This is a genomic window from Chitinophaga niastensis (genome assembly GCF_003014755.1).
In the GTDB taxonomy this organism is placed as follows: domain Bacteria; phylum Bacteroidota; class Bacteroidia; order Chitinophagales; family Chitinophagaceae; genus Chitinophaga; species Chitinophaga niastensis.
Genome location: NZ_PYAW01000008.1, coordinates 109,782 through 122,720, shown reverse-complemented (window position 1 = coordinate 122,720; position 12,939 = coordinate 109,782). Strand labels below are relative to the sequence as shown.

Genomic DNA, 12,939 nt, shown 5'->3' with positions numbered 1-12,939 from the left:
GCGACAAGTTACAAATTATTCAAGTACTTTTGATTACGTTAATATTATTACTGTTTCTGTATTTACAGTGAATCCCAATTATGTCTACATCGTTTTTGTCCTTAAAAGGTCGTAAACTGGCTATTACCGAAGTCATTATTATTATAGCATTGGCCCTGGTGCCGCTATTCGTTACATTCCCATATAGGGTAAACATTTTTTTATCCTGGGAAGGTGCTTATCGTATCTCATCCGGGCAAATCCCCTATAAGGATTTCGGTACGCCACTGGGCTACGGATACTGGTTAATACCCGCATTGTTTTTTAAGCTACTGGGCCCCCAGCTGATTACGCTGGTTAAGGCGCAGGTGTTTATTAATATAATGGCAGGTTTAGCTTTCCGTTCTATTTTGAAAAGTGTAGGTACTGCGCCAGGTGTACGTTTGCTGTCGGTGTTAGTGTTTGTATTATCCTATTCTTTTTCTAATTTCTGGCCATGGTACAATCATACCGTGATTGTATTTGAACTGGTAGGTATGAGTTTCCTGTTAAAGGGTATCCTCTCAGACAACAACAGGGGGAGATACACCTGGATGGGGGCAGCTGCACTGTTTATTTTCCTGTCGCTTTTTACCAAACAGGATGGCGGAGGTATGGCACTTATGCTTTGCCTGGCACTCTTGGCGTATGATAGTATAGTAACCCGCCGCTGGTGGAATGTGCCGGTATTCGTTGCCATGTTTACTGTGATTGCATTGATCTTCATAGTACCACTTATGCCGGGATTCGCTTATTGGTTTAATCACGGACAACCACCTCATAACTCACGGTTAGCCATAAACGATTTTACAGATGAGATACTGGGTAGTTCCAATTGGATTAAAGGATATGTAGTGCTGGTAATAGTTTGCATAGTAGCCAAAGTGAAGGATTGGAAGACCTGGATGCAACAGCGCCGCGACGTTTTATTTGCATTGCTCACTATAGGAATGTTGGGAGAAGCAGCTATTTTCCAGGTAACCAGTTACACTCCACCGGATAATAATATCTTCTTTCACAGTTTTGCTTTTGCTTTCATTGCCACGTATTTATGCGACCTGTTGCAAATAAAGATTAATCAGTTTAAGCCATTGCTGGCAGCTACATTACTGGTATTATTCTGGTGGTCTGGTGCATGGTGGAAATATATTGGTCGTTTTACCGACCGGTTATTCCCTGTACAGGAAGCAGCGGCAGGCAACGATCCTAATCGGGAGAATGTAGTATCTAAGCGTAACTATTTGTTGTCTGTCGATTCCACTGATGTACCAGTATCCAACTGGATCTTCTCTAACCTGAAAGTGTTTCATAAAATATACATGCCTGCTGCCACTGTACAAGGTATCGATCGCGTACTGGCATTACCGGTAGTAAAGGAAAAGCAGGGCGACATCAAAGTGTTGAACATGACGGAACTCACCCCGCTGGCGGTGGCGATGCCTTATAAACTGGAAACGGGCGCTGATTACCCGATGTGGTATCATTTGGGCGTAGGTATGTTTAACCGGCAGCTGGCTGCTTTTAAAGAAAAGGTGCAGCAACATCATTATGATCTGATCTTATTTGAATATGCTCCCACGTTAAATAATTTTTACCCCTTTGCTTTGCGCGCCGAGCTGAAGCAGCACTATCACCAGGTAGACTCTTTCCTGGCACCACGCAGACCTACAGATGCCATCATTGAAGTGTATGTGAAACCTTAACATATTAAAATTTTAACATAATAATCTCAAAATCTGTTGCTACCGGCAATGGATTTTGAGATTTATTTTTATAGATTTGCCTGCAACTGTCAACTACAACTGTCAACTAACGAACTACAACCGTCACATAAATGAGTATCATGCCAATGTTAGCCGTGAGAACCCGCTGGCAAGCCTTATGTCAGGCCGTCAGTCGAATTCCGGTCAAATATCTTTACCTCGTATTCCTTTTGATGGCAGTGGCCATTTCCCTTCAATGTTGGTATTCATCAGCAGACATGGAAAGATGGACCCGTTATAACAACTTTCTGATTTTCAAGAATGCCTGGTCGCATCTGATTCATGGTCAGGACCTTTATGTGCTCTATGAAGATCAGTATTATGACCTCTACAAATACAGTCCTTCCTTTGCCATGTGGATGGGTGCCTTTGCCTGGATGCCGGATGTGCCCGCATTGATTTGCTGGAACCTGATGAACGTCATCGTGTTTATTATTGCGGTGAAAACATTGCCCGTTAAGAAAGAACGGTTTCCGGTAATGCTCTTGTTCCTGGCTATTGAGATGATGATTGCGCTTACCAGCTCACAGATCAATGTGATGATAGCAGGTGCCTTTATCCTGGCCTGGCATTTTATGGAAAACAAAAAAGTATGGGCAGCTGCCTTGCTGCTGGTCATTACTATCTATATTAAAGTGTTTGGCATTGTGGCGCTGTCCTTGTTCCTGTTGTACCCGGAACGCTGGAAGGCCGCTTTGTATACCGTATTCTGGACAGTAGTGATCGGATTAATGCCATTACTGGTCATATCTTCCGATCAGCTGGTATTTCTGTACAAGAGCTGGGGGAATCTGCTGGCCAATGATTACAGTGCTTCCTATGGGGTATCTGTAATGGGTTGGTGGCATACCTGGTTTAATATGGATATTTCCAAGCAGCTATTTATACTTTGTGCCGGCCTTGTATTTATGCTGCCATTTACCCGTTTCCGTTATTACAAGGAGCCGGTTTTCCGTTTACATATGCTGGCTTCTATTTTAATATGGGTGGTTATCTTCAATCACAAAGGAGAGTCGCCTACCTATATTATTGCCCTGACAGGGGTGGCCATCTGGTATTTTACACAGGCACCTACCCGTGTAAATACAGTTTTGGTAGTGCTCACTTTAGTGTTCACTTCCTTTTCTTCAACAGATATTATTACCCCTTATTGGATCGCCAGAACCTACATTGAACCATATGCAGTGAAGGCTGTTTTTTGCTCAATCGTATGGATAAAAATTGTGTTGGAACCATTATTTACAGCACCGCAAATAATAATTGCAGCACCGCAAAAAGCTGCTCCGGTAAGAAGGCGTTTAAGTAACGCCATCGGTTAATCAGCTGATTAAAATACTATCAATATGTAATAGAAAACAGCCCTTTTAAGGGCTGTTTTCTATTTATAACAATATTGATTATTAGTGTTTTACGTAAATCTGTTTGAGGGATTGTTTTAGATAGATAAACGCCTTGTTTTTACCCTGTTTTTTATTAACCAGTAAAATTAATTTTGGTGGTTAATAATTAGATTTACCTTTGTCACACAGGTCTTAAAACAGCTATTTATGTCTGTCCAAAAATCCATTACCACCCTCCGGCTCGATGGCGGTATTTTGTGTCTCGATTTTGTGAATACTGTTAGTAAACGGAAAAAGGAAGCGTCTTGTGATTACCTCTCCGGCTTCAAAGATTTGCTTCAATGGTACGGACATACGGGAGCATTGTCTGCCAAAATTATTCACACACTGGAACGACTGGCTAAAGAATATCCGCAAAAGGCCACCGTCGTTTTTGAAAAGAGTATCGTACTACGGGAATTACTATACCGGCTCTTTACCGCAGTAATAGCGCATAAGTCACCGGCACCTGCCGACCTTATACAATTAAACACTTACATAGGCGATGCCTACGCCAATATTGAAATGAGCTGGTCTGCCGGCACCAAAGAAGGTAAGCTGCAGTTTAATGCGCCGGCACCGGAGCAGGTGAATTGGTGGTTGGTTAAGTCGGCGGTGGAGCTTTACACCTCGGATAAATTGTCACAGGTAAAGGAGTGTCCTGCCTGCGGCTGGTTGTTCCTGGATAAAAGCCGTAATAGCTCACGCAAATGGTGCAGCATGAGCACCTGCGGAGATGTCAATAAAGTACAACAATGTTATCAGCGTAATAAACATAAGCATCAATGAAGACTTTAAGTAAACCCGGCAGCCCTCTTTCTTCCAAACTGGTCCTATGTCTGCTGGCGGTGTATATTATCTGGGGCTCTACTTACCTGGGTATGAAAATAGCCACCAAAGTGGTGCCGCCATTTCTGTTATCAGCCCTGCGCTTTTTGCTGGCCGGAAGCCTGTTGTTAGTGATAGGGCACCTGCGGGAAAAAGTATGGCCTACGCGGCAACAGTTTTTGTCGGCTTGTTTTGTGGGCGTGCTACTCATTGGTATTGGCAATACCACGGTAGCACTGGCAGTACATTATATGCCTTCCGGGTTGGTGGCGCTCCTGGTGGCGGCTATGCCAGCCTGGATCATGGGAATAGACTGGGCATTTTTCAGTAAAAAACGACCGTCTGCGCTTACTATGATCGGTATAGCGCTGGGCTTTCTCGGACTCTTTCTGCTCTTTAATCCTTTTGCACAGCATGACGTACGTACGTTTCCGTTATGGCCAATTATAGTGGTGGTAGTGGGTAATATCTGTTGGGCGGTGGGAACACTCTTTGTGCAAAGATTGCCTATGCCTACACAAATAACCAGTACCGCTATACAGATGCTGGCTGGTAGTGTATTTTCCTTCCTGGTGAGCGGCATTTTTGAGCCCGGTGCCTGGAGCACTTTGCCAATGATGACGCCTGAAGGTTGGACGGCTTATTTGTATCTTGTGCTAATAGGTTCCCTGGTAGGGTATACTTCTTACAGCTGGCTCGCGAAGAATGCACCGCCCAAGTTAACAGCTACTTATGCATACATAAATCCGGTAGTTGCCCTATTTCTGGGATGGGCCATCGGGCATGAGGCTATTACTTCCATGATTGGTGTGGCTTCAGCCATCGTTATTTCCGGGGTAGTACTAATGACTTTAGGAAGAAAATAAATAAACCACTTGTATATGGACACGATCAAATGGGGCATTATCGGCTGCGGCAATGTAACAGAAGTGAAAAGCGGTCCGGCTTTCGGATTGGTGCCAAACAGTATGGTATGGGCCGTGATGCGCAGAAATGGTGCACTGGCAAAGGATTATGCAGAAAGACATGGCATCGGTCATTATTATGAAGATGCCAATGCTTTGCTGGATGATCCGGAAGTAAACGCTATTTATATTGCCACGCCGCCCGATAGTCACGAGGAATATGCATTGGGGGCTATTAAGCGGGGATACCCGGTGTATATTGAAAAGCCGGTAGGGCTAAATGCTGCAGCAGCGCATCGTATAGCCGATACCGTAGCTAATACCAATGCAAAAGTGAGTGTGGCGCATTACCGCCGCAAATTACCGGCTTTTACCTGTGTACAGCAGCTGCTCACTGAAGAGCGTATTGGCAAAGTACATGCAGTGGACCTGCGTCTCTGGAAAGCAGCAGCCAAAGAAAATGCAGGCTGGCGCCTGGACCCCGCCATATCAGGCGGCGGCTATTTTCATGACCTGGCGCCGCATCAGCTGGATATAATGCTCCGTTACTTTGGTGAACCACTGCAATGCAGTGGTATTAGCAGGGGAGATGATCAGCGTGTACCCGATATCGTTAGTGGACAGCTGCTCTTTAATAATGATATCATCTTTAATGGCAGTTGGAATTTTATCTCTCCCGAAAACGAAATAACAGACGAATGCATCATCAGTGGGAGTAAAGGAAGTATCCGCTTTCATTTTTTCCGGGATTTTGACCAGGTAACACTGCATACCGCAGGGCATACCCAGGAATTCAGATTTGAAACACCTGCACATATACAGCAGCCCCTTATTGCGGAAGTGGTAAAGTATTTCCGGGGCGAAGGCCCCAATCCCTGTACCGTGGCCGAAGCTGCCATTGGGATGGATATGATGGAACAATTAACCAGTCAAAAATAATAGGGAAGGGGAGATTTCTCTTCCTCTTTCCTTTGATAATCAGTATATTGCGATTTCACGTTACACAGGCATAGCCCATTATCCAACTCTGGATAAACCCTGTTGATGAACCTTAGCCATTGTAGCAGCATTGTATTTATTTATATATAGGTTCCGCTCTTTTGGGTGCATTTTTTGTTTTGTTGGTGCTGTTCCGATTGAATGTAATTAGATAATAGCTTATATAAACTGACTATGCGAAAGACCATTATTGTATCGAACAGGCTACCGGTAAAAATTTCGGAAACAGACGGTGAATTTATATTGCATACCAGCGAAGGCGGATTGGCTACTGGTTTAGGCGCTGTTTACAGAGAAGGAAATAATATCTGGGTAGGCTGGCCAGGGCAGGAAATTATTGATCTGAAGGACCAGGAAAAGGTAACAAAGGAATTACGTAAGACTAACCTCATGCCGGTTTTTCTTACACAGGAGGAGATTAATAATTTTTATGAAGGCTTCTCAAATGAAACACTGTGGCCGGTTTTCCACTATATGGCCGTATATGCACACTATGAACAAGTCAATTGGGATGCTTATTACCAGGTAAACCAGAAATTCAGGGATATTATTTTGAAGGTGGCCGAACCCGGAGATATTATCTGGATTCATGATTATCAATTATTACTCCTGCCCGGTATGATCCGTGCAGCGTTACCGGAAATATCCATCGGCTTCTTCCAGCATATCCCTTTTCCTTCTTACGAATTATTTCGCCTCATCCCATGGCGTGCAGAAATACTGGAAGGTATGCTGGGTGCAGATCTGATGGGCTTTCATACTTTTGATGATACCCGTCATTTTCTGAATGCAGCCAGCCGTATCCTGCCGGTGAACACTTCCGCCAATGTAGTGTCATTTAACGACAGGGCCATTGTTGTGGAAACATTTCCTATGGGCATCGACTACGATAAATTTGTTGCGCTGGGTAGTGACCCGATGGTGCTGCAGCAAATCAAAAATTTAAAAGAGAACTTCCAGGAGGATCGTCTGATACTTTCTATCGATCGCCTGGACTATAGCAAAGGGATCTTACAACGATTGCAGGCATTCGAGTTGCTGCTGCAACTACATCCCGAATACATAGGCAAGGTGGTGTTGTATATGATAGTAGTGCCTTCACGCGATACGGTGCCACAATACAAAGAGCTGCGTGATGAAATAGATAAGCAGGTAGGTAATATCAATGCACGTTTCCGCACGTTGGCCTGGCATCCCATTCAATATTTCTACCGCTCATTCCCTGTAGAAACACTTTCTGCCCTTTATAATTTTGCAGATATCTGCCTGGTTACACCCATGCGCGATGGCATGAACCTCGTGAGTAAAGAGTATGTGGCCAGCCGGAATAATAATGATGGCGTATTGATTTTGAGCGAGATGGCAGGAGCATCTAAAGAACTGATTGATGCCATCATAGTAAACCCCAATAACATTGGCGCCATCACACGTGCCATTGTAGATGCACTGGATATGCCGTTGGCAGAGCAACAGCGCCGGATGAAACAAATGCGGCAGCTGGTTTCCAAATTCAACATCCATCACTGGGTGAAATTGTTCATGACCCGTTTACAGGAAGTAAATGAAATGCAGCAGAACATGCTGGCTCGCCGCGTGAACCAGGAAACAGCCGTGTTTATCAGACAACAATACCGGGAGGCAACAAAACGCATCGTTTTTCTGGACTACGATGGTACGTTGGTAGGCTTTCAGCCTAATATAGACATGGCGTCTCCGGATCCTGATTTGTACCAATTGTTACGTGAACTGGCCAACATACCCGGTAACGACCTGGTAATGATCAGTGGTAGAAAACATGAAACACTGGGAGAGTGGTTTGGTCATTTACGCCTGGATCTTATTGCAGAACATGGTGCCTGGCAAAAAACAAAAGAAGGGGAGTGGTACGAGCTGCCAGGCCTGACTGATAAATGGAAAAAGGAAATTATGCCTATGATGGAACTGGCTACAGACCGTACCCCTGGCTCTTTTATAGAGGAAAAAAGTTATTCCCTCGTTTGGCATTATCGCAAAGTAGAATCCGGTTTGGGTGAATTGCGCGCTAATGAACTGATGAACACTTTACGCTACTACACTGTAGAAAAAGGACTGCAGGTACTGCCCGGTGATAAGGTAATAGAAGTAAAGAATGTTGAAATCAATAAAGGCAAAGCTGCACTCAGCTGGTTAAATCACAAGAAATATGATTTCATCATGGCCATGGGGGATGATATAACTGATGAAGATATTTTTAAGGCACTGCCGCCCAAAGCTATTACCATCAAGGTGGGCAGCCAGGTATCGGCAGCGCAGTATTATTTAAGGAGTTATCATGAGGTGCGGCATTTGTTGCGGACGCTGAAAAATAAGTAGTAGGGAAGGCCTTCGGCCTTTGTCTTTTCTTTAGCAGGATTAGGCTGATTATTATGATTATGCTGATTTCATTTCTTTCTAATCATTAATCCATACTAATTTCTAAAAGATTATTGTATGGAGATGCAAATATTTTTAAGAAGAAAATAAAATCAGGGGAATCATAATAATCAGCCTAATCCTGCTAAAGAAAAGACAAAGGCCGAAGGCCTTTATAAAAAGATAGGCGTATCGAGTTTCATGGAAATCCTATACGCTGCGTTCATTAAACCTACGTGGCTATACGCTTGCGGGAAGTTTCCCCATTGGCTGCCGGTAGTGGCTTCCACATCTTCACTGAATAACAGCAGGTGATTGGAATATTGCAGCAGCTTACCGAATTCGCGTTGGGCATCTTCCAGGCGTCCTACACAGGCCAGGGCTTCTACATACCAGAATGCACATACCAGGAAAGTGGTTTTAGGCTTACCGAAATCATCGGAATGCCGGTAACGATAGAATAAACCTTCCGGTGTTTTAAGTTCTTTTTCCAGTGCGGTCAGGTGGTCGCGGGCACGTTCTGAAGCAGGATCAAGATAATTCATCATGATCAGCTGTAAAGTGCTGGCATCCAGATATTGACTACCAGCTGCATTGGTATATACTTTTCTTACAGGGTCGTAGCAGCTTTCAATATGTGCAGCAGCGCGGCTTTTCAGCTCAACCGCCTTTTGCAGGAGGGCTTCGTTGCCAATGGTGCGGGCCATCTTTTCAGCAGCGGCGCAGCCAGCCCACTGGAAGAGGTTTGTGTAGCAATGGATATCGGCCATATTACGGAACTCCCAGATACCTGCATCTTTTTCATCTATCGTTTTTTCTATCTTCTTCAACAAACGTTCTATCCATCTGTCTGAATCTTTCCGCTCCGAAAAAATAAAACGGTGATCTGTATATAGTGGGAGCATGGAGATCAGTACCTGCCCGTAGATATCGTTCTGGATATGCTCGTATGCCTGGTTCCCCAAACGTACCGGTTTATTTCCCAGGTAGCCGTCGAGGTGAGGGAGGATCGTTTCAGACAATGTTTTCTGCCCGGTAATACCGTATAGTGGCTGGTACCGGAAATCACCTGAGAAAGAGATGTCTGTAATATACCCGAAGTAGCGCTCCATCTCTTCAAAATGACCAATATGGTTTAAGGCCATGATTACATAATATGTGTCACGCATCCAGCAGTAGCGGTAGTCCCAGTTACGGCCACTATCCGGAAACTCGGGTAAACTGGTAGTACTGGCGGCAATGATGGCGCCGGTATCTTCGTACTGATGTATTTTGAGCGCCAGGGCAGAGCGGATTACGTAAGGCTGAAAGTAATTGGCGATTGAGGAGTGTTTGATCCAGGTTCTCCAATAGGTAATGGTTTCCCGTAAAAAACGTTCTGCTGTACTTGCCAGGGGCGCTTCCAGCGGATGGCCGTAGGTGAGAATGAGATAACGGGTATCATTCAACACAAAATATTCTTCTTCAAAAAGATAACTGACGGCAATATTAGTAGTAAGGCGGATATTTTCTTCACAGCCGGTAAATTCAATATGGCTGCTACCGCGCATGGGATGCAGTTGTACCGCACCATAATCACATACCGGGGCACATTTTACACGGATGCGGGGAGAGCCGTCAAGGGGTTCTACCTTGCGAATCAGCATCAGTGGCTTAAAGAAGCGTTCATACTGTAGAAAGCGGGGGGTGAAATCTGTTATACGATAACTACCTTCTGAAGTAGTAATTTCTGTGCAGAGGACATTTGTATTCTCCAGGTAATATTGATGGGAAGAATAATCCGCTTCGGGTAATATGGAAAACTCACCACCTTTCTTTTTGTCGAGCAGTCCGCCAAAGATAAAGGAACTATCCATGCGGGGCCAGCACAGCCAATCTATATTCGTATCCTTGTTAATATGCGCCAGGAAAGCGCAGTTGCCAATAAGCCCGGTCTGATAAGTATGTCTTTCCATAATGATCTGTCGGTGTTTGTTTGAACTACATTTCTTATGTAAAATTGTTCAACCGGAACAAAAGCTGTTCCAATAATGGCGGCCATTACGTCTTCCTAAGTTTATTAACAAATCATAATCATTATAAAGTATTGAAGTAATCACTTATTTTTAAGGATAAGCTCCACTCGATGCAAACACTAAAAAAGCAGCATTATCTTCCACGGTTTATTGCGCCAGCGCATAACGGTGAAAGCAAAACATATTTACTGGCCGGGGATCTGGGCGGTACCAAAACAAATCTGGCACTATACAGTTCAACTAATGGGGTGCTTGATATGATCCGTGAGCAGAAGTATGCATCGCGGGATTATGCAAATTTTTCAGAGATCATCCAGCATTTTATTGGCGAATGCGGGGAAACACCGCCAAAACGTATATGCATTGGCGTAGCCGGACCAGTGGTAAAGGGGAAAGTGGAACTCACTAATTTGTCGAGGGAACTGAGTGAAGACGAAATCCGCCAGAGTACCGGTATCAGTGCTGTGGCGCTGATCAACGACCTGGAAGCCACTGCATACGGACTGGCCACTTTATCGCCGCAACAGCTGACTACTTTACATCGTGGTGCCGCCGATAATACAGGTAATATGACTATCATAGCGCCAGGAACCGGTTTGGGAATGGCTGGACTATATTGGGATGGCAAAAATCATCATCCGTTTCCCACAGAAGGCGGACATACCGATTTTGCGCCCAGAACAGATCTTGATATTTTATTACTCAGATATTTACAGGAAAAATATGATGTCGTAAGCTGGGAGCGCCTGATCAGCGGCCCGGGGTTATATGATATTTACCAGTTTTTACGGGATGTAAAAGGTATGGAAGAACCGGTAGACCTACGTGCAGCGATGAATGCAGGTGATCCATCTGCAGAAATCAGCAAAGCGGCTATGGAAGGAAAGATCCCTGTATGTATAAAAACAATGGAGCTGTTTGTTCGTTACCTGGCACGGGAATCCTGCAACCTGGTATTGAAGATGAAAGCAACGGGTGGCTTGTTCCTGGGTGGCGGTATTCCGCCAAAAATAGCGCCGCTGCTGGAAACAGGAGAATTTTATCATCATTACATGCAAGGCGACCGTATGGCCGAATTGTTGGCAAGTGTGCCCATTCATATTGTTAATAATGATAAGTCAGCCTTGTGGGGCGCCGCATTTTATGCTGAATTATTAGCAGATTAAAGTTATTTTTGTCCGATAACAGGAAATGGTGTCTTCCTGACCCAAACCGTCAACTATTAGTTGACTGATGGCGCCTACAAATATCAATGGTATGATATGCCATTTAACGCTGCTATTTGTAGGATATGAAACAATTTAAAACTTCGCTGGAACAATTTACAGTGGCTTATGAGCTGCTTCGCTGGACTATATTGGTATTACCGGTAGCCCTGATAGTAGGTTCATTGGTGGCCTTATTTCTGTGGCTATTAGATTTCGTTACACATTTCCGTTGGGAACATGAATGGTTATTATACGGACTTCCTTTTGCGGGCGTACTTATTTACTGGTTGTACCGGTTAGGTGGTAAGAATGCAGATAAAGGTAATAACCTGATCATGGAAGAAATACATGAGCCAGGCGGCGGTGTTCCCGCGCGTATGGCGCCACTGGTATTATTGACCACTATCATCACACATCTTTTTGGGGGGTCTGCGGGCCGTGAAGGAACAGCAGTGCAGATTGGCGGCAGCATGGCTGGTTTGATAGGCAAGAAACTCCGGCTAACGCCAGCGGATACACGTATATTATTAATGACAGGTATATCGGCGGGTTTCGGGGCCGTGTTTGGCACACCGCTCACCGGTGCTGTATTTGCTTTGGAAGTACTGGCCATTGGGGTGATGAGTTATGATGCACTGGTACCTTGTTTGATAGCCGCTGTTTTTGCCGATGTGGTGTGCAGTGCCTGGGGCATTCATCATACGCATTATAGCATTGCTTATATCAGTCAGCCGTTTATCGAAAGTTTACCATTCCTGCATCTGGACCTGTGGTTGTTATGTAAGGTGATTGTATGTGGTGTTGCTTTTGGGTTGAGTAGTTTCCTGTTCTCTAAACTAATACATAGTATTAAGCATAACGCTAACGCTTATATTAAAATACCGTGGCTCATTCCTTTTATTGGTGGTATTGTGATCATTGTGCTGTGTTATGTGGCTGGCACCTTTGACTACCTGGGTTTGGGGGTGAGCAGTAAATCAGCAGGTGGTATCAGTATACTGGCCGCGTTTGATGCAAATAGTGGGGTGAACGACTGGAGTTGGCTCTGGAAGCTGGTTTTCACGGCTATCACCTTAGGAATGGGATTTAAAGGAGGGGAGGTGACCCCCCTATTTTTTATAGGCGCCGCGCTGGGTCATACACTGGCATTGTTGCTGGGTGCACCTGTAGACCTCTTTGCAGGCTTAGGATTCATCGCTGTTTTTGCCGGAGCTACCAATACACCTATTGCCTGCACATTGATGGGCGTGGAATTATTCGGAACCGATCATGTCTTATACTTTGCCGTAGCCTGTTTTACGGCTTATTACTTCAGCGGGCATTCAGGTATTTATGGTTCTCAACGGATAGTAGTTCCTAAATATAACAATGGTGCGGATTGACGCGCTTACAATTTTGTTAGTACCTTTTTTTATGCTTGTCTGCAGGTAAAT

General features: G+C 44.6%; 9 protein-coding genes and 1 riboswitch. Of the genes, 8 read left to right on the top strand and 1 reads right to left on the bottom strand.

Features of this window, described 5'->3' with window-relative positions; genetic code table 11:
* Positions 1-80: 80 nt before the first annotated feature.
* From CLV51_RS25960 to CLV51_RS25935, 6 genes are all read left to right on the top strand, one after another.
* The gene (locus CLV51_RS25960; RefSeq protein WP_146151385.1) at positions 81-1,721 is read left to right on the top strand and encodes a hypothetical protein; all 1,641 of its coding nucleotides are present in this window, start codon (positions 81-83) and stop codon (positions 1,719-1,721) included.
* 140 nt (positions 1,722-1,861) lie between these two features.
* The gene (locus CLV51_RS25955; protein ID WP_158267159.1) at positions 1,862-3,100 is read left to right on the top strand and encodes a glycosyltransferase family 87 protein; all 1,239 of its coding nucleotides are present in this window, start codon (positions 1,862-1,864) and stop codon (positions 3,098-3,100) included.
* Positions 3,101-3,328: 228 nt separating this feature from the next.
* Positions 3,329-3,949 carry a CGNR zinc finger domain-containing protein gene (locus CLV51_RS25950; protein ID WP_106531027.1) on the top strand — a complete coding sequence of 207 codons (621 nt, stop codon included), beginning with the start codon at positions 3,329-3,331 and terminating at the stop codon, positions 3,947-3,949.
* On the top strand, positions 3,946-4,854 hold the full coding sequence (locus tag CLV51_RS25945) for an EamA family transporter (RefSeq protein WP_106531026.1): 909 nt from the start codon (positions 3,946-3,948) through the stop codon (positions 4,852-4,854). The genes CLV51_RS25950 and CLV51_RS25945 overlap by 4 nt, the downstream gene beginning before the upstream one ends.
* A 15-nt stretch (positions 4,855-4,869) precedes the next feature.
* Positions 4,870-5,832, top strand: coding sequence for a Gfo/Idh/MocA family protein (locus tag CLV51_RS25940; protein WP_106531025.1), 963 nt, complete (start codon positions 4,870-4,872; stop codon positions 5,830-5,832).
* A 234-nt stretch (positions 5,833-6,066) separates the two neighbouring features.
* Complete coding sequence (locus CLV51_RS25935) at positions 6,067-8,244, top strand: bifunctional alpha,alpha-trehalose-phosphate synthase (UDP-forming)/trehalose-phosphatase (protein WP_106531024.1); 2,178 nt, start codon at positions 6,067-6,069, stop codon at positions 8,242-8,244.
* A gap of 212 nt (positions 8,245-8,456) precedes the next feature.
* Here the strand turns inward: CLV51_RS25935 and CLV51_RS25930 are convergent, their stop codons facing one another.
* Positions 8,457-10,238, bottom strand: a complete 1,782-nt coding sequence (locus CLV51_RS25930) for a glycoside hydrolase family 15 protein (protein ID WP_211302126.1) — start codon at positions 10,236-10,238, stop codon at positions 8,457-8,459.
* A gap of 170 nt (positions 10,239-10,408) precedes the next feature.
* On the opposite strand from CLV51_RS25930, the gene glk reads away from it, so the two are divergent.
* Positions 10,409-11,464 carry a glucokinase gene (gene glk / locus CLV51_RS25925; protein WP_106531022.1) on the top strand — a complete coding sequence of 352 codons (1,056 nt, stop codon included), beginning with the start codon at positions 10,409-10,411 and terminating at the stop codon, positions 11,462-11,464.
* Positions 11,465-11,476: 12 nt separating this feature from the next.
* A riboswitch (Fluoride riboswitch) is annotated at positions 11,477-11,548 on the top strand.
* A 41-nt stretch (positions 11,549-11,589) separates the two neighbouring features.
* On the top strand, positions 11,590-12,888 hold the full coding sequence (locus CLV51_RS25920; protein ID WP_106531021.1) for a voltage-gated chloride channel family protein: 1,299 nt from the start codon (positions 11,590-11,592) through the stop codon (positions 12,886-12,888).
* The last annotated feature ends 51 nt before the right edge of the window (positions 12,889-12,939 follow it).